Below are 19,566 nucleotides of genomic sequence, written 5' to 3' on the forward strand. Positions count from 1 at the left end.
AAGTTAGTTAAATGAGATTTCGTCATTTAACTTGGCTAGTGACGCTTCAGTTTCATGCTTTGAATCAAAAAGATCAAGCATACTGTGGTTCACTAACTCATTGTGTTGGATGCCGACTGCTAAGCCACCCTTACCGCTAAGTAAGAGTTCAATCGCATAGGCGCCCATCTTGCTGGCCATGACACGGTCTTTAGCAGTTGGACGACCACCACGTTGCATATGGCCAATCGTGTTAGCACGAGCATCAAAGTCACCATATTGTGATAACTTTTCAACAAATTCATCCGCACCCATAACGCCTTCTGCCAACACAATAATATTACTGCGATGACCGTTAGCGCGGTTGTGTTTGATTTTGTTAGCGACACTTTCCATATCCCAATCGCGTTCAGGTACGATAATTTCATCGGCACCGGCAGAAACACCAGCCCACAATGCAACGTCCCCAGCGCCACGACCCATAACTTCCACAACGAATGTCCGGTCATGACTGTGAGCCGTATCCTGAATCCGATCGAGGGCTTCAACGTCGGTGTTAACCGCCGTATCGAAACCAATCGTGAAATCAGTGAATGGAATATCATTATCAATGGTCCCAGGAAGACCAATTGTGTTGTAGCCATGTTCAGTTAAACGTAAGGCTCCATGATAAGACCCGTCGCCACCGATAACGACCAAGGCATCGATACCGAATTTCTTCAGTTGTTCGATCCCTTTCAATTGACCTTCGACGTGTGCGAATTCTGGATAACGGGCAGAATAAAGTAACGTTCCGCCTTCACCAACAACACCGTCTAAATCTACTGATTCTATTTTATGAATGTCACCAGCAACTAATCCGGCAAAGCCGTAATTAATGCCGTATGCTTCTAACCCTTCGGCCATTGCTTTACGAGCAACGGCACGAACGGCCGCATTCATACCAGGCGCGTCGCCGCCACTGGTTAAAATACCAATGCGTTTCATTTTTTCACCTCAGGCAATAAATTGAGTTCGTAACTCCATAAGTGATTTTAACACTTTTCATAAAAGTTGTCTGTTCTTTTTTGAAAATAGTAGCAATTAAAAACGCCGTCATATCAAGGGATTACGCTTTTCATAACAACATTATCGCGACCTAATAGGCTTGTAAGCGCTCCAATCATTTTAGCATCATCGTGGACCCAATACTGTGAATTTAGTTCAACGGTCTTACGAGCCACGCTGGAATAAATCAAGACGGGATTTGGTCCGGAAAATTGACATAAAATTGCCAGGATTTCCTTTTGAACAGATGCTGTCGCCGTTTCCGGTTGTAACCGCAAGAACAATTGACCAGTCGGTGCCGGGAAACTATCGGCGAGTTGCCATTGATTAACAATGACTTGTAACCCACGCTTCACTTCGACTTTGCCGCTAATCAAGACAATACTGTCAGGCTTAAGCGTCTCTTGCAGCCGTTGGTACGTGGTTGGAAAAATCGTCAAATCGATTTCACCAGACAAGTCGCTGCCCGTCGCAAAGGCCATTTGTTGTCCGCGCTTCGTCCGAATGACGCGAATCTTGGTAATATAAATTAATAATTTAACATTTTGCTCAGCACTGAGCGCACTGACTAGCGTCGTTTTTTGCTGTTGAGCTAACCACTTATATGATTCAACTGGGTGACCAGAAACATAAGCACCCAGCACCTCAGCTTCCTTGGCTAACCGTTCGGCCAAGGGCAGCTCCGGTTGCTTTTTGATTTTAGGGGCCAGCGTCGCAAATAAGCTCATGCTGTTGCCAGCCAGTTCAGCACTCGACATTAACTCGGGCACACTTGTCAGTAATTCTGCTCGATTCAAGCCAAAATGGTCTAAGGCCCCCGCATAGATCAACGCGTTCATTAAATCGGCTTTCAGCCACTTGGGGTCTAAACGTTGCATGAGTTGTTGCAAATTTTTAAACGGGCCATTCGCTTGTCGCTCAGCAATGACACTCGCAATAAAGTCCCGTCGTAGCCCCTTGATCGAACTCAGGCCAAATGTCAGCGCCTGACCGTCCCAATCAAAATACGCCCCGCTGACGTTAATGTCCGGTGGCACCACTTTGACGTGATGTTGTTTGGCTTCAGCCAAGTATTGTTTTAGTTTAGTCGCATTGCCAAGAATTGAATTCATCAGTGAAGCAAAGAAAGCACCAGAATAATGAACTTTCAAATAGGCCAATTCGAACGCCATTTTACTGTAAGCGACCGCATGGGAACGATTGAACCCATAGTTCGCAAACTGTTCGATATATTGATAAACCTGAGTCGCGACTGCTGGCGTAAAGTGTTGTTTCTCGGCACCATCAATGAATTTTTGTTGCATTTCATCGATAACAGTTTTTTTCTTCTTACTCATGGCTCGCCGCAATAAATCGGCTTCGCCAAGACTAAAGCCTCCCATGACCGCCGCTACCTGCATCACTTGCTCCTGATAGACCAAAATACCATAAGTTGGTCCCAAAATCGGTTGAAGTTCCGGCGCAGCATACGTCACTGGCTCACGCCCTTGTTTGCGCGCGATGAAGTGATCAATGTTTTCCATTGGTCCTGGCCGATACAAGGCATTGACTGCTGCGACTAATTCAAAATTGTCCGGGTGCAATTTACGCAACACGTTGCGAATTCCGGCCGATTCAAACTGGAAAACACCAGAAGTATCGCCCGCCTGAAACAGTTTTAACGTTTCGGGATCGTTTAAATCAATCTTAGTAATGTCTAAAGCCTGCCCCGTTTGACGCTGGACATAATGCAAGGCGCTCGCCAGTAATGACAGATTCCGGAGTCCTAGGAAGTCCATTTTCAGCAATCCCACGGCTTCCACGGTGTCCTTCGTATATTGCGTCATCATCATCGTTTCACTGCCCGCTTGAAGCGGCACGATTTCGATTAACGGCACTTGACTGAGCACGACTCCGGCGGCATGCGTTGAATAGTGCCGAGGCAAACCCTCGATTCGTTTGGCAGTTTCAAATAATAGTCGATTCTTGCTTGAATCGGCTATTAAATTTTGCAACCGCCGTGAATCTTGGTAAGCCTGTGTTAGCGTAATGTGAAACTGATTAGGAATAGCTGCACTCCAATCACTCATTTCAAAGGTCGACAGCCCAAAGACACGGCCAACGTCACGTAAGGCTTGTTTGGCCGCTAATGTCCCAAACGTAATAATTTGCGCCACGCGGTCATGGCCGTATTTATCATGAACATAAGCTAAGACTTGCTCACGCCGATTATCGGGAATATCCAAGTCAATATCGGGCATGTTCGCCCGTTTGGCATTCAAGAAACGTTCAAACAATAGCCCATACTGCAACGGATCAACATCCGTGATTTTCAGCACGTACGCCACCAATGACCCAGCTGCCGAACCACGACCAGGACCAGTTGTGATGTCAGCGCGATGCGCATAATTCATGACATCCCAAACAATCAAGAAATAATCGTCAAAGCCCATCTGATCGATAACTTGCAATTCGCGATCTAAGCGATCATGATAAGGCGCCGGATCAACATCCGTAGTCATCACTTTGAGACGTTCATTCAGCCCTTGTTCACAGAGTTGCCGTAAATATTGATTGGCTGGCTGCTGTTGTGGGGTTGGAAAATGTGGTAATTGCGGCTTTTTAAAGACCAGCTCAACCTGACAAGCCGCCGCAATCGTGTTGGTTGCTTCAATCGCCGCCGTCAAATTTAATGATAAATATGCAGCTACCAGTTCAGCTGAAGATCTGAGGTAATGTGATCCAGCAATTCCTTGCAAATTTTCTGGCTGATCGATTTGTTGCCCACTTTCGATTGCCCGTAACACCGAAACGGCAAAATAATCCGTGGCCTGAACGTAATCGACCGGATCTAGTGCGACAATCGGTAGCTGTTGCGCGCTCGCAAACGACACAAGTGTCGTGCGTAACGCCGGCGATTGATCTAAGGAAACGCCTAGGTATAGGCTGTCTGCATCACAACTGTTTTTCAACGCTTGGACCCAGCTGGCCGCCACTTGTGATTGGTCTTGTTGCAACAAAGCCACGAGTTCGCTGTCCTTAGCCGGCGTCATCACAATTAAATGCCCCAAGTGTGGCAAAATCGCACTCAGTGGCAACGGCGTGTCTGCCGGTGCCGTTTGCTTCAGCGTTGAGAGTTGCATCAAATTTTGATAGCCGGACCAATCTTTAGCTAAGACGACTAATTTGAAGGTTTGCTCAGCTAACTGACTGCCCGCCAATTCTAGCGTAATGCCAAGAATTGGCGTCATCTGAGCTTGACGACAGGCATTGTAAAAATCAACGATACCATACATCACATCCACATCCGTTAAAGCCAAAGCCGTATAACCCTGCTTCTTAGCAGTCTGAACCAGCTCCGTGACCGTGCTCGTACTCTGTAATAGGCTGAAAGTACTCATCACCTGTAATGGCACGACCTGCATGTTTACGTCTCCCTTCTTTAGTTTAATTAAACTTATTATACCAAACCCTTGTTCCATAAAGCAGTGATAAGGCAATTGCTTTTCTAGTTGGTTGTGCTAAAATTACTTTCATTGGGAGGTGTTAGAAGATGACGAAACAACTTGTAGTTATTTTCTGGAGTGTCCTTTTTGGTGAAGTTATCGGTTATATTGGTAGTGCCTTGGAAACGATGACTTACAATCCAGGCGAGATCGGCATCGTTGCCGCGGTATTCGCTTTGGTTGTGGTAAATGGCATTTCACTAATTACTAATCATTCTATGCCCTTTAAAGGTTCAGAAAACAAATAAGCAAGACTAAACGAAAAAGCCACTGCAATTTTGACATTGCAGTGGTCCTTTTGTATACTCGATTATTTTTGCGTTGGCTTTTCATTTTCGAAAACCAAGTGATCATTCAACAAATTAATTTTTACTGTTGATTGTGGCGCCACCCGACCGGCAATAATCTCTTTTGCCAATGGTGTCTCCACATTATTGGTGATAAATCGCCGTAATGGTCGTGCACCATAAGCTGGTTCATAACCTTGCTTTGCTATCCATTGTTTCGCTTCATCAGAAATTTCAAGCGTGATTTCACGATCCTTTAAGCGCGAGGACAACCGGTCGATCAACTTGACCACGATTTGTTCAATCGCAGTTAACGTTAATGGTGTAAACATCACGATGTCATCAATTCGGTTCAAAAACTCCGGTTTGAAACGCGTTTGAACCAGTTGCATGACCTGCTGATGCGTCTCCGAGGACAAGTGACCTTGTTCATCCACCCCGGCCAACAATAATTCAGAACCAAGGTTAGAAGTCATAATTAAAATCGTATTCTTAAAGTCCACCGTCCGACCTTGACCATCCGTCAAACGACCATCATCGAGCACTTGTAACAAAATGTTAAAGACATCCGGATGAGCTTTTTCGATTTCATCAAATAAAACGATGGAATACGGATTGCGCCGGACTGCTTCGGTCAGTTGACCGCCTTCTTCATAGCCGACATAACCTGGTGCAGCACCAACTAGCCGTGATACGGATTCCTTCTCCATATATTCACTCATATCAATCCGAACCATATGGTCATCCGCATCAAATAAGTTTTCCGCTAACGCTTTCGCTAGTTCAGTCTTCCCGACCCCAGTTGGGCCAAGGAACATGAATGACCCCAACGGCCGATTTGGATCTTGCAGGCCAGCTCGTGATCGCAATACCGCATCGGAAACCGCATTAACCGCGGCGTCTTGTCCCACTACTCGTTCATGCAAATGATCGGCTAAATGCAGCAACTTCTCACGTTCCCCAGCCACCAACTTATTGACTGGAATCCCAGTCATCCGCGAAACAACATTGGCGACTTGGTCAGCCGTAACTGATTCTTCAACGAGCCAGTCAGCATGATGATCATTGGCCTCCATTTGCTTGAGCTCATCCGCCAACTTAGGGATTATGCCGTGTTGCAGCTTGGCGGCAGTTTCCAAATCATACTTGCTTTCAGCAGTTTCCAAATCGTGCTTAGCTTTGTCCAAAGCTGCTTTTTTATCACTTAACGCCTTTAAACTCTTCTTTTCAGCGTCCCAACGTTCCGCTAACGCACGTTGCTTTTCTTTCGCACTTGCTAACTCATGTTGTAGCTCGGCCAAGCGCTTGATTGACGCCTCATCCGTTTCAGTCTTCAAGGCGGCTTCTTCAACTTCTAGACGCATTAATTGCCGATTGACTTGATCCAATTCCGTTGGATTCGAATTCATTTCAACTCGAATTTCAGCGGAGGCTTCATCAATCAAATCAAGCGCCTTGTCTGGTAAAAAGTGATCCGTAATGTAACGATCTGATAATTTGGCCGCTGCGACCAACGCATTATCATGAATACGAACGCCATGATGAATTTCAAATCGTTCTTTCAAGCCACGTAAAATACTAATCGTATCATCAACAGAAGGTTCAGCGACGAGCACTCGTTGGAACCGCCGTTCAAGTGCCTTGTCCTTTTCCAAATACTGCCGATATTCATCTAGTGTGGTAGCCCCAATCAAATGGAGTTCGCCCCGAGCCAACATTGGCTTCAGTAAATTGCCGGCATCCATACTACCTTCTGTTTTACCGGCACCAACAATATTATGAATTTCATCAATGAACATGATGATCTGACCATCACTCTTCTTGATTTCCTTCAAAACCGCCTTCAACCGTTCTTCAAACTCACCACGATACTTCGCGCCGGCAATTAGTGATCCCATATCAAGGGAGAACAGCGTTTTATTCTTCAGATTTTCCGGAACATCGCCACGGACGATCCGTTGTGCTAAGCCTTCCACAATCGCGGTTTTACCAACACCGGGTTCACCAATTAAGACCGGATTATTCTTCGTTTTGCGTGACAGAATCCGAATCACATCTAAGATTTCCTCATCACGACCAATCACTGGATCTTGATTACCTTGTCGGGCGGCTTTAACCAAATCAACGCCATATTTTTCGAGTGCTTGGTACTGGTCCTCTTGATTTCGTGAGGTCACACGTTGTCCGCCACGAATTCGATCGACCGCGTTCTTCACTTGACCGGCAGTAATTCCTTGCTGGGTCAAATATTTGGTCAGTTGATCACCAGTTTGGGCCATTAATGCTAAAGCGACCGTATCTGTCGCTAAGAAGTCGTCACCTAACGACTTGCGTTTTTCATCCGCCGTCTGCATTAAAGTTGCCAAACTGCTACTCAGGCTTTGACCATATTGAACATTACCACCGCTAACGGTACTAATTTCGTCCAACTCACGATCTAGCTCCGTTTGTAACTGGTCTAAATCGGCGCCAGCTTCACTAAAAATCTGCCGAACTAATTCACCAGGTTGGGTTAAAAACTTAAATAGATGTGGCACCCCAATCTCTTGATGATGCCGTGTTTGGGCAATCTTTTGTGCCTCTGCTAAGGCTTGTTGTAAACTTTCCGTTAATTGTTCTGGATTCATATTCGATAACCTCCTCAAATTTAGGTTAGCAAAAAGGCAGCTTCGGAAGCTGCCAATTTCGGTTTGACCTTTATTGACCATTGCATTATATAACGAATGACCAACCTTGCCAACTATTTAGTTTCTTGAGCGTTATCTGCAATAATTTGTAACACGACGTCGACCGCTTGAGCCATGACTTGTTCGGAAACATATTCAAAACGACCATGCATGTTCTCGCCACCAGCGAATAAGTTTGGTGTTGGTAAGCCCATGAAGGAAATCTTCGAGCCATCAGTCCCACCACGGATTGGTTCAATGACTGGTTCAATTCCAAGTTTAACCATTGCTTGCTTAGCTAACTCAACGACCGTCATATCTTTTTCAATCACTTCGCGCATGTTGTAGTACTGATCCTTCATCTCAACTTTAACGTGCTCAACACCTAAGCGTTCATTGATTTTAGCCGCAACTGCCTTAAATAATTGCTTGCGAGCTTCAAAGTTTTCACGATCATGATCACGAATAATATAAGTTAACTTAGCATTGTCAACCATACCATCTAAGGCTAACAAGAAGAAGAACCCTTCACGACCCTTAGTCTTTTCTGGAACTTCGGCCGCAGGTAACCCATTTTGAAAATCAACGGCTAATTGAAGGGCATTGACCATCACACCATAAGCTTCACCAGGATGGACATTGACACCGCTGATCTTCACTTCGGCCTGGGCAGCGTTGAAAGTTTCATATTCCAATTCGCCTAAAGGCCCACCGTCAACTGTATAAGCAAAGTCAGCGTCAAAGTCAGCAACGTTAAAATGATCAGCGCCAGTTCCGATTTCTTCATCGGGGCCAAAACCAAAGCGAACAGTCCCGTGTTTGATTTCAGGATGAGCTAATAAATAACCGGCAACACTGAATAACTCTGCCACCCCAGATTTGTCATCGGCCCCCAACAACGTGTTCCCATCGGTCGTAATCAAGGTATGGCCCGCATAGTTTTTCAAATGTGGAAAAACTTTAGGATCAAGCTCATAACCACTCGTGCCAAGTTTGATAATTGATTGACCGTCATAATTTTCAACGATTTGTGGTTGGATATTTTCTGAGTTAAAGTCTGCGGTATCAATATGTGAAATAAAGCCTAAAGTTTTAACATCGGCAGCCGTATTAGCCGGTAAAGTTGCGAACACGTACGCACTTTGGGGGTCCTGGTGGACATTACTTAACCCCAAATCAGTTAATTTAGCCATGAGTTGATTCAAGAAAGCCGTTTCTCGTGGTGATGAAGGGACTGTCGTTGAAGCCTCGTCTGAACGACTATTAACTTTTACAAACGATAGAAAATCAGAAATTAAATTTGGATAGGTTGCCATCTGTGTTTCCTCCTCAAATTTTAAATAAATGTAAATGGATCCGTATTTAGTTTTGATGCGACCACTTCAAGTGACCAGTCATTTTCGACTTGCCACTGCTTGAATAAGGCCGTTAAATGTGGTTTACAAATACTTTCGATATGATGACCAGGATCGACTACTGACAATCCGGCAGCCAACATATCGTGTGCCGTATGATAATAAACGTCACCGGTCACATAAACCTGTGCACCCTTTTTTAGCGCCGTCGGGTAGAATTTACCCCCGTCACCACCGAGAACTGCCACTCGCTTAATCAGCGCATCCGGCGTTTGACTGACTAAGCGTAGCCCATCAACATTGAAGGCTGTTTTACATTGTTCCGCAAACGCTTGGACAGTCATTGGTTCAGCCAGCTCACCGATACGCCCCATATAATACTGATGACCATCACTGACTAATGGTTGCAACTGATAATCCCACTGATTTGTGGGAACAAACTGGTTCACACCAGTAACTGCACCCGCGACAGCATCCTGTAAAATATCGACGGTGAACTGTTCACCAGAATTGAACGCATAACGATCCAATTTGGCTCCCGCCTGCTTGGTCAAGTATTCTTGGACCGCCTCAACTTGATCGGTTGGGACAATGGCCGTCAATTTAACGGCATCCGCGTGATAACCAGCAACTAACCCCGTCACGTTTTGTAACTTCAAAGCCGCAGCCAGCCAGTCATTCATGCCACCATCGGTACTATCGAGATTCGTGTGAGCCGCGTAAACGACAATATGATGGGCTGCAATCTTCGCGTACATTGCTTTTTGGGGATCTTGATAGTCTAAATTATTGGCCGGTCGAAACATAACTGGGTGATGTGCAAATATCATATCCGCACCAATCTCAATGGCCTCATTAACAACTTCTGGCCGAACATCTAATGTCACGAGAACTTTATGGATCGCTTGATTAGGATCGCCGATTTGTAACCCACTTGGATCACGGTCCCATTTCAAAGTTAATGGTGCAAACTGCTCAAAACGTTGGATTAACTCATTTGCCAACATCTGATAAGACTCCCTCAATTAATTGAATTTTAGTCTGTGCCGCAGCTAAATGTGCTGTTGGCGCAACCTTAGCCTGTTGCATCTGAGCAACGGCCGCTTGAGAACGTGCTAGTTCTCGCTGCCACTTGGCCACAAAAACTGGTGATTTTTCGATTACCAGGAATGGACCAAATAATTGTTCTTTGTCCGTATAGTAAACTTCATCCGTTGACCGATCTGCGACAATCACCTCATAGGTATGACCATCTTCTGCCAAGATTCGCTCAGCGGTAATCTTAAACTGATTGGCCATCAACCAAGCACGGACCGTGGCTTCACCAACATTTGGCTGTAACACCAGTCGTTTGACGCCCGTTAATGCGGCTGAACCAGTTTCTAAAATGTGGCGAATTAGTGGACCACCCATGCCGGAAATCGTAATCGTATCAATGTGATCAGCAGGTTGAATCGCTGCCAATCCATCTGCCAGGCGCGCCACAAGCTGACCGCCCAGCTGTAGCTTGGCAATCTCATGCCGCGCATTTTCAAATGGCCCTCTGACGACTTCACCGGCCACGCCGTAACTAATTCGTTGATTCAACACCAAGTTAGCCGGTAAGTAGGCATGATCTGAACCAATGTCGGCCACCCGTGCACCTTGTGGTACGAAGGCTCCGACCGTTGCTAATCGTGCTGATAATTGTTTGGCATCCACCGACATAACCCCTTTTTTTGTTGTATTTTAAATCGCTTTCCTGGGTTTATTTTACCATTATTTATCACGCTGTCAGTGACAATCAGCTAAATTAATCGCAATATATTTTGATGAATTTTAAATGAGTCACCGTACTCTTGCGTAACTGACAACTGTAAAGGAGACAGTGGTAGCTCACTGCGCATTAAATCTCAGTCGTTTACTATTGAAGTCAACCAAACCGAGGAGTGTTTAAAGATGATTCAATCGCAGTTGAAGGCCATTCTACTAGATCGGACAATCAGTAACCAAGAATTAGCCGCCATGACCGGAATCAATCAAAAAGCCCTGACCAAAATTATTGAGGGACGTGCAAAAAGTATTACCTTCACACAGCTCAACAAAATTATCCGAGCTTTAGATATTGAGCTTGACGATCTGTTCACGATTACACCAGACTTAGATCTAGAAGTCACACTCTTAACCATGGATGAAAAAGCCCATCAGTTCAATGGCACAGTTAGCTTTATCGATCATGCCCAACAGGTTCAATTTGACCTTCCCCTGACCGGCTACTATCGCCAAAATGGTAGCTTGTTTACCTTTACGCTCAACGATGCTTTTGATGATACCTTAGATGGCGACGGTATTGCCACCAGGTTAGATCAACTGCTCCCTGTGGAAACGATGTCTGCTTCCAAACGGACCTTGCTACAACTGTTGGAACAATATCCGGAACAACAAGCCTGGTTTGAGGCCGGTGGGATGCAGCTTAGCAACGAACCGACCGATGCCGAGTTAGAACGGTACTTAAAGGTTGGTAATCTAGTCGCGCGCACGCAATACGAACGGTTGCACCGTTTAATCGAACCGCTAGCAATGTACTTCTTAGCCGCCATCTACGGCCAATTTCCAAAATTTCTAGGGAATCCACAAGCCATCGCCTTACCCTGGGGCGTACCGGACACTTTCCGAGTCTTCAATTTCAATTTGGCAGAAAGCCCAGAATCACTCACGAACGGCGGAATTACCAAGCGACAGGAACAGCTACGCCAACAACAAGCTTTTCCCGTCAGCTACACCAGTTTAGATGTCATCAGTTACTTTTCTGCTTCTTAAATTCAAGTCCACATCAAACAAACTAGTGAAGACGCTCATTTTTTGAGAGCTATCACTAGTTTTTCTGTGCAACCATCGCCATATGTTATACTATGAAAAACTGTTTTAGAAAACGCTCACTGCTACTAAAAACTAACTGAAATGGAGCAGCCACAATGCGCAAATTAACTTTAATCATTCTGGCCTGTATGGGACTAATTCTCACAGGCTGTCAACAACAGCAAACGACCAAAACCAAGGCTGATTCGGTCAAAACAATCACGATCAAGACACTCAAACCGGCATCCAAAACTTGGATTTTTAGTCAATCCGTCAGTTCCAAACAAACGCCTAAACAAGGCGTCTCCAATCAATTGACGCCATCGGTCATTTCCAAAACCGATAGTTTAAACAGCTGGACGACCGCTAAAGGACAATTCATGTCATCTTCCGTCAAGTATCAGCAACTTTCTTTCGCTAAATGGCAACAAGCACAACGACAACATTTCGTCAAAAGCGCTCAAAGTAGAATCCACTACATGAGCGTGAACCAAGTTAACGCTGTCTTAAAGCAACTCGGTGCGACCTTTAAGATTCAAAAATTGAGTGACCTTGTCTATTTGGAAACCCAGACCAGTAGTCTCCCACTCGACCAAGCATTCGTCGCTCAAGGACACCACTTATACGGCATAAATATTCAATACATAGACAACCAACAGGCAATAACGATTAAACGAGGCACCGTCTTCACGGATACTGATACCAATACCAAGCAGGCCGGTAAACACCTTGACGTCGCAACTCTGAACGGCACCTGGATTGCTGCCGAAACCACCACCAGTGCTAGTGACACTGGCAAAATCATGGTTAAGGATGGCTATCTCTACCAACACCGCTACGACAGTTACGAACGTTCGGCCGTCCAAGATTTAAGTCATTATTCGCTGACATCACTCAATCAAAATACGACCTACGCGGCTCATAAAACTGATGCGACCCATGCTGGCTATCAATTAACCCAACAATCGGTTGCCAGTGGTGACACTACCGGTTACCTGTACCTTTTCATCAGTAAAAACCAGCTTATCCGAATTGGGCAAGGTCAAACGACGACCTATCAAAGAACCAGTACAACCATCGCGCCTGCCGACTTGCCACAGAGCGACTTAACCATTTTTAGTCAAGTTGATCAACAGCGGCCAGCTAGCAAAGCCGCAACAATTACGTCAAAGGCCGACGCACCAGTTGTCGGTCTGAGTGATAGCCTTAACTATTTAACCGACCCCAATGCCGGACAAATTACGAGTAACGTGGGAGTCAGTCTCAATCAGGGCAAACTCACATTGAAAAACTAGCTGTAATTTGATAACCAAACAAAAAACGGCGGTTCCAATCACTCCAATTGAGTGACTAGAACCGCCGTTTTAATCTGATTTATTCCAAGAAATCTTTTAATTGTTTACTACGTGATGGGTGGCGCAACTTCCGCAATGCCTTGGCTTCGATTTGGCGAATCCGTTCACGGGTAACGCCAAAGACTTTCCCGACTTCTTCCAAAGTCCGAGTCCGGCCGTCATCTAAGCCGAAACGTAATCGCAAGACATTTTCTTCCCGATCAGTTAAGGTATCAAGCACGCCTTCCAATTGCTCCTTCAAGAGTTCATAAGCTGCCGCATCCGCTGGAGAGGTCGCATCTTGATCTTCAATGAAGTCACCTAAATGGGAGTCATCCTCTTCACCAATTGGGGTTTCCAATGAAACCGGTTCTTGCGCGATCTTCAAGATCTCACGAACCTTTTCCGTTGGCATATCCATTTCGGCCCCAATTTCTTCAGGGGTAGGTTCGCGGCCTAAATCTTGCAACAATTGACGTTGAATCCGAATCAATTTATTGATGGTTTCGACCATGTGAACTGGAATCCGAATCGTCCGTGCCTGGTCCGCAATGGCCCGCGTAATCGCCTGGCGAATCCACCAAGTCGCATACGTCGAGAACTTGAACCCCTTGCGATAATCGAATTTTTCGACGGCCTTCATCAAGCCCATGTTACCTTCTTGGATCAAGTCCAAGAATTGCATGCCACGACCAACATAACGCTTGGCAATCGAAACGACCAACCGCAAGTTAGCTTCTGCTAGTTCTTGCTTGGCACTTTCGTCGCCTTGCTCGATCCGAAGTGCCAATGCCACTTCTTCGTCAGCAGTCAACAAATCAACCCGACCAATTTCCTTCAAATACATCCGCACAGGGTCATTGATCTTGATCCCAGTTGAAGAACCGGCAGTACTCAATTCCTTCTTGCTGACCTTTTTGACACTCTTAACGGCCCGCGCATCTGGTTCGCCCTTTTCATCGACGACACTGATCCCAGCATCTTCAACTTTTTGCAATAATTTATCAATTTTCTTAGCGTCTAAATTGAACGGCGCAGCAAGTTTATCTGATAATTCATCATACTTGATCGACCCAGTTTTCTTGTAATCTTTAATTAATGCCCGCACGGCCTTGTTGTATTCGGTCGTCGTGCTAGTTGATTTTGCTTTTGCCATAAAATTGCAGCCTCCTATATGTTGTCAGCTTGTTGTACCCGCTGTGCTTGCCGGTACAACTCAATTAATTCTAAAGTTAATTGTTGGACTAAATCACGATTGCCCAACTGTTTTGCCGCCGTTAATTCGGCTTTTTTACTGTTAATTTTTTCCGCGACTGGTTGCTGATTCATGATCACGTTGACCAAGTCAGCAACTTCTTCCTTTGAAGTCTCACCCGCCACATCCATAAATTCAAGACTGGTCACCACTGGTTGCAACGCTTGGTCACCCATAAAGTCCGTGAAATTCGCCAGTTCAAACTGTGCATGTGTCTTGAAGTACGCTTCTGCATAGACCAGAATCTGTTGATAGTTGTCATGCACAAAGTGAAAGCCTTCAATCGCCATCACCCGCAGCCAAACATCATGGTCATGTAATAATCGGAATAAGAGCAAGCGTTCAGCTCGTTCAACTCGACTTACCGGCCCATTGTCTGGCGCCATCCCCGTAATCGTTAGTGGCGGTGGTGTCATATCTACAGGTGGCGGCGGTGTTGGTGGACCGCCATGGGCCGATTGATGAACCGTTTTCTGGCCCGTCAAACTGCGTAACTGCTGTCGCAGATCGGCCTTATCTAAACCAAATTCTTGAACCAATTGGTTTAAATATAAATCTTGCTCAACATTGGAATTGAGCTGACTCAATTGCTTCAAAATCGCGGCGATGTAGGTCAGCTGATCCTGCGTATTTTGCAAATTTAAATCATGACGTAAATACTGCATTTCAAAGGCAGTTGGCGTCTGCTGGCCGGCACTAAAGACGTCTGCAAACTTTTCAGTTCCGGCTGCACGCAGATACTCATCGGGATCCATGCCATCCGGCATTTGAATCACACCAAGCTTCAACCGACTATTACCGCCTAATAGTTTCAAGGCGCGATCGGTAGCTTTCTGACCTGGCATGTCACTATCATAACAAATGTAGAGCTGGTCGGTCACTCGTTCTAACATATAAATCTGTTCGTTAGTCAGACTCGTTCCCATGGAGGCCACGCCATTTTGAATGCCAGCACGGTAGGCTGCAATCACATCCATAAAGCCTTCAAACAAGATAACTGATTTATGTTGGCGAATTGCTCCCCGCGCTAAATCAAAGTTAAACAGCACCGAACGCTTGTTAAATAGCTTCGTTTCCGGACTATTTAAGTACTTAGGTTCGTCAGGTGATTTTTTAAGCAAGCGTCCCGAAAACGCAATGACTCGGCCACTCGCATCCTTGATTGGAAATAAGACCCGGTCAACAAACCGGTCACGTAGTTCGGCAGCCTGATTTTCAATAAACAAACCTGATTGTCGCAATAATTGATAATCAATCTGGTGTTCTTGAAAGAAATCCAGTAAGAGTCGCTCGGGCGGGGCATAACCAATCCCAAAGGTCTTGATGATGTCATCATCCAAGCCCCGTTCATGCAAGTAACTCAGTGCCGCTTCGCCAGCTTCCGTATTCATCAAAACATGTTGATACAGTTTGGCACTGTCAGCATAGAGTTTTAATAAATCCGCTTGTTCTTGATCTTTAGGAGCAGCTGGTTGGTGTTGGGCCGTATAACTTGCCGGTAACTCGATATGACCAAAATCGGCGACCTTGGCGACAGCTTCCGGAAAGGATAAGTTTTCCAAATCCATAATAAAGGAGAACACGTTACCACCGCGACCACAACTAAAACAATGAAAAATTTGCTTCTCTTCATTAACTGAGAACGATGGTGTCCGCTCCTCGTGAAATGGACATAACCCAAATAAATTCTTGCCAGCTTTTTTCAACTGGACATACTGCCCAACAAAGTCTGCGATGTTGACCGCAGAACGGACCTGATCAACTTTTTCTTCTGGAATTAAATTGGCCACATCGCCACCCCATTTCTTACTATAACGACTGACAATGATCCAAAAATAGCCACAACATTGAAAAGCCGCATCACGACAACGAGATGCGACTATTAATGTGCGAATTTCTACAAAGTATAGTCTACCACAAGTTTGATAGCTGTGCAATAATAAGTCTCACTTATTAGACACATCTGTCAAGTTTGTCTCAATTTTTAATTTTGGATAAAAAAGGAACCTCACCAGTGCCTAGCACTAGTAGGTTCCTACGATTATACACCGCTAAATTTTATTTAACGATTAATTGGTTCAAGTCACCCATGACCGTTACCATATTCGCAATGATCAATAATTGCTTCAAATGATTGTCACGGACCTTTTCATCCTTACTCATGACCATCGTCGCTTCAAAGTAAGCAACGATCAATGGCCGTAATCCAGCCAAGGCCTTGAAACGTTCGTCCATTGGCATCGTTGGCGTAATCGTCTTTTGCAACTTTTCAATGGCATCATATAAATCTTGTTCCGCTGAATTTTCAAACAAGGCTGGATCAACAGTCAAATCGCTCAACTTGAGGTCTGATTTAGCCGTAATCCGTAGCAAACGCGTCAACGCTTCAATCGTATCCTTGAATTGAGGATCGTCCTGATGGGCATTGAGAACATCGGCAGCCTTGAACATTTGCCGAATGTCTTGACGACGACCTTTGACAACTGTATCCACGATATCATAACGAATCTTTTGATTGCTAAACCACTGCTTAACACGGTCCGTTAAGAAATCAGCAACTGGCTTAGTTTGGGTCGCAAAGTCCAAATTATAAGTGGCATCATTGGCCTTTAATTCCGCTTGAATGGCTGCTTCAAACTCACGAATTGGGAAATCCCAACCTTGGTCACGAACGATCCGCACAATTCCGAAAGCTTGACGACGGAGTGCGAACGGATCATTAGACCCATTCGGCACCAATCCAACCGCAAAGAAACTTGAGATTGAATCGATCTTGTCCGCAACTGCTAAGACGGCACCGATCTTCGACTTTGGTAAGTCACCATCCGCACTAATTGGCATGTAGTGTTCACGGATTGCTTGACCGACAGCTGGGTTCTCACCCTTCAAGACGGCATACTTGTCACCCATGACCCCTTGTAATTCAGGAAATTCGCCAACCATCCCAGTAACCAGGTCAAATTTATAAATTTGGGCGGCTCGGTGCAATTGGTTCTTTTCAGTTTCAGTTAAACCGAATTGGTTAGCCAAGAAGCCACTGATATACATGACCCGCTGCATCTTTTCATACATCGTCCCAATTTTATCGTGGAAGCTAACCTTCTTGAGACGTTCAACATATTCTTGAATTGAATGTTGTTGATCTTCATGGAAGAAGAAAGCCGCATCTTCCAAACGAGCAGTCAACACCTTTTGGTTCCCAAGGGCAACATTTTGTAAATGGTCTGCATTCCCGTTACGAACTGAAACAAAGTGTGGCAACAAGTTGCCTTCAGCATCCGTCACGTAGAAAAAGCGTTGATGATCACGCATGGAAGTAATTAGAACTTCATCTGGAATTTGTAAATATTTCGTATCAAAGTCGCCGGCAAAAGCAGTTGGATATTCGACCAAATTGGTGACTTCTTCTAATAAATCTTCATTAACTTGGATTTGCCATTCATGATCGGTTGCGAGTTGCGCAATCTGTTCACGAATTTTGGCTTTCCGCTTAGCGGCATCCGCCATCACAAAGACTTCAGCTAAGTCCGCTTCATAGTCAGCTGCAGCCTTGATTTCGACATCATGCCCGAGAAAACGATGGCCACGACTGGTTCGGCCAGCTTGCACGTCCAGGATTTCAACTGGCACAATTTCATCATCTAAGAGTGAAACTAGCCACCGAATTGGCCGAATATACTTAAAGCTGTATGTTGACCACTTCATCATCGTTGGGAAGTTCATCTTCGTAATGACGTCTTTAACCCCGGCTAAAACGTCACTAGCTGACTTGCCAGCAGTAAAGGTTTGGACAAAAACGTATGGCGTCCCTTTGATTTCTTTAAAGACAATGTCATCCGTTGAAGCGCCTTGGCCCTTTGAAAAACCAATCGCTGCTTTTGTCCAATTACCATCGGCGTCTTGAGCAATTTTCTTCGCTGGTCCACGAACTTCCTTTTTGACATCCGCTTGTTTGTCCGCTAAACCATTGATTTGAACGGTTAAACGCCGTGGGGTCGAAAAGGTCTGAATATCAGTATAAGCCAACCGTTCTTCTTTTAAGAATTTGGCAAAGCGTTCCTTTAACTGCATCACACTCGGAGTAACCACGTGCGCGGGCATTTCTTCCAAACCGATTTCCAATAAATAAGTTTTAGCCATTACTTCGTTTCCTCCTTCGCATGTTTTAACAATGGGAAGCCCCGTTTTTCACGTTGCGCCACAAATTCCTTGGCGATCGACTTCGCCATGTTCCGAATCCGATCCAGATAACCGGCACGTTCCGTCACGGAGACCATGCCACGCGCATCCATCAAGTTAAAGGTATGGCTACACTTCAAGCAGTAGTCATAAGCTGGATGCACCAACCCATTCTTGATCTGCTTCTTGGCTTCTTTTTCATATTCATCAAACAACATCAACAATAACGCTTCGTTGCTTTCTTCGAAGGCATATTTTGAGTTTTCGAATTCAGGTTCCAAGAAAATGTCGCCGTATTTGACGCCATCGCCCCATTCCAAATCAAAGACAGAATTAACGTCTTGAATGTAAGAAGACAGCCGTTCCAAACCATAGGTAATTTCAGAAGTCACTGGATCGACTTCCAGCCCACCGACTTGTTGGAAGTATGTGAACTGACTGATTTCCATCCCGTCTAACCAGACTTCCCAACCAACACCGGCACAACCCATTGACGGATTTTCCCAGTTATCTTCAACGAAACGAATATCATGTTCTAAGGGATTAATCCCTAATTTTTGTAAACTTTGTAAGTATAATTCTTGGATATTTTCAGGTGATGGCTTCATCACTACTTGGAATTGATGATGTTGGTATAACCGGTTAGGGTTTTCACCATAACGGCCATCAGCCGGCCGCCGTGATGGTTCTACATAAGCCGCATTCCATGGTTCTGGCCCAATTGCCCGTAAAAAGGTGTATGGGCTCATTGTCCCAGCCCCTTTTTCCGTATCATAAGCTTGCATTAACATACAGCCTTGATCTGACCAAAATTCTTGCAAGGTTAAAATAATCTCTTGCACTGATAATTTTTTGCTCATTGTCTTCCTCCCAAAATTTGTGACTGAGTAGTTTGATGCCACAAAAAAAGTCCCCTGTCGTTCACTAAAAACGACATAGGGACGATTAACTCGCGGTTCCACCCTACTTCTGAGTTACCTCAGCAGCTTGATTAATTTCTGAAAGCTCCGAGAGCGCCAATTATCATTGCTTTTTAACCATTTCCCACCAGCATGGTCTCACTAGAAAAAACAAGTGATAACTTTCTCTCATCAACACTTAACTATTCAGTTCTTCATCATCATAGTCGACTCACACACGT

13 protein-coding genes are annotated in these 19,566 nt (G+C 45.1%); 3 read left to right on the forward strand and 10 right to left on the reverse strand.

The features are described 5' to 3' along the window. Positions 1–3: 3 nt before the first annotated feature. On the reverse strand, positions 4–966 hold the full coding sequence (gene pfkA / locus FFM64_RS06265) for a 6-phosphofructokinase (RefSeq protein WP_137607160.1): 963 nt from the start codon (positions 964–966) through the stop codon (positions 4–6). Positions 967–1,079: 113 nt separating this feature from the next. Next, the gene (dnaE, locus tag FFM64_RS06270) at positions 1,080–4,430 is read right to left on the reverse strand and encodes a DNA polymerase III subunit alpha (protein ID WP_137607161.1); all 3,351 of its coding nucleotides are present in this window, start codon (positions 4,428–4,430) and stop codon (positions 1,080–1,082) included. 128 nt (positions 4,431–4,558) lie between these two features. Between dnaE and FFM64_RS06275 the strand changes: the two genes are divergently transcribed. Continuing rightward, positions 4,559–4,759 carry a YjzD family protein gene (locus FFM64_RS06275; RefSeq protein ID WP_137607162.1) on the forward strand — a complete coding sequence of 67 codons (201 nt, stop codon included), beginning with the start codon at positions 4,559–4,561 and terminating at the stop codon, positions 4,757–4,759. Between the two features lie 62 nt (positions 4,760–4,821). On the opposite strand, the gene clpB is transcribed toward FFM64_RS06275, so the two are convergent. The 4 genes from clpB to FFM64_RS06295 form a co-directional block, all read right to left on the reverse strand. Then, a complete protein-coding gene (gene clpB / locus FFM64_RS06280) occupies positions 4,822–7,425 on the reverse strand; it encodes an ATP-dependent chaperone ClpB (protein ID WP_137607163.1) in 2,604 nt (867 codons plus the stop codon). Between the two features lie 113 nt (positions 7,426–7,538). Further along, a complete protein-coding gene (gene pepT, locus FFM64_RS06285) occupies positions 7,539–8,780 on the reverse strand; it encodes a peptidase T (protein WP_137607164.1) in 1,242 nt (413 codons plus the stop codon). A 20-nt stretch (positions 8,781–8,800) separates the two neighbouring features. Then, positions 8,801–9,826 (reverse strand): Nif3-like dinuclear metal center hexameric protein, encoded by a 1,026-nt coding sequence (locus FFM64_RS06290; protein WP_137607165.1) that lies wholly within the window; start codon positions 9,824–9,826, stop codon positions 8,801–8,803. Then, positions 9,813–10,520: a tRNA (adenine(22)-N(1))-methyltransferase gene (locus FFM64_RS06295; RefSeq protein WP_137607166.1), complete on the reverse strand. Its 708-nt coding sequence runs from the start codon at positions 10,518–10,520 to the stop codon at positions 9,813–9,815. The genes FFM64_RS06290 and FFM64_RS06295 overlap by 14 nt, the downstream gene beginning before the upstream one ends. A 237-nt stretch (positions 10,521–10,757) precedes the next feature. Between FFM64_RS06295 and FFM64_RS06300 the strand changes: the two genes are divergently transcribed. Then, the gene (locus FFM64_RS06300; RefSeq protein ID WP_137607167.1) at positions 10,758–11,618 is read left to right on the forward strand and encodes a helix-turn-helix domain-containing protein; all 861 of its coding nucleotides are present in this window, start codon (positions 10,758–10,760) and stop codon (positions 11,616–11,618) included. Between the two features lie 155 nt (positions 11,619–11,773). Continuing rightward, a complete protein-coding gene (locus FFM64_RS06305; protein WP_137607168.1) occupies positions 11,774–12,952 on the forward strand; it encodes a hypothetical protein in 1,179 nt (392 codons plus the stop codon). A 79-nt stretch (positions 12,953–13,031) separates the two neighbouring features. On the opposite strand, the gene rpoD is transcribed toward FFM64_RS06305, so the two are convergent. The 4 genes from rpoD to glyQ form a co-directional block, all read right to left on the reverse strand. Then, the gene (gene rpoD, locus FFM64_RS06310) at positions 13,032–14,147 is read right to left on the reverse strand and encodes an RNA polymerase sigma factor RpoD (RefSeq protein ID WP_137607169.1); all 1,116 of its coding nucleotides are present in this window, start codon (positions 14,145–14,147) and stop codon (positions 13,032–13,034) included. Positions 14,148–14,161: 14 nt separating this feature from the next. Then, positions 14,162–16,036, reverse strand: a complete 1,875-nt coding sequence (dnaG, locus tag FFM64_RS06315; protein ID WP_137607170.1) for a DNA primase — start codon at positions 16,034–16,036, stop codon at positions 14,162–14,164. 268 nt (positions 16,037–16,304) lie between these two features. Further along, positions 16,305–18,386: a glycine--tRNA ligase subunit beta gene (gene glyS / locus FFM64_RS06320; RefSeq protein WP_137607171.1), complete on the reverse strand. Its 2,082-nt coding sequence runs from the start codon at positions 18,384–18,386 to the stop codon at positions 16,305–16,307. Beyond that, complete coding sequence (gene glyQ / locus FFM64_RS06325) at positions 18,386–19,285, reverse strand: glycine--tRNA ligase subunit alpha (RefSeq protein WP_137607172.1); 900 nt, start codon at positions 19,283–19,285, stop codon at positions 18,386–18,388. The genes glyS and glyQ overlap by 1 nt, the downstream gene beginning before the upstream one ends. Positions 19,286–19,566 lie beyond the last annotated feature (281 nt).

This window comes from Lactiplantibacillus daoliensis, from assembly GCF_005405005.1.
In the GTDB taxonomy this organism is placed as follows: domain Bacteria; phylum Bacillota; class Bacilli; order Lactobacillales; family Lactobacillaceae; genus Lactiplantibacillus; species Lactiplantibacillus daoliensis.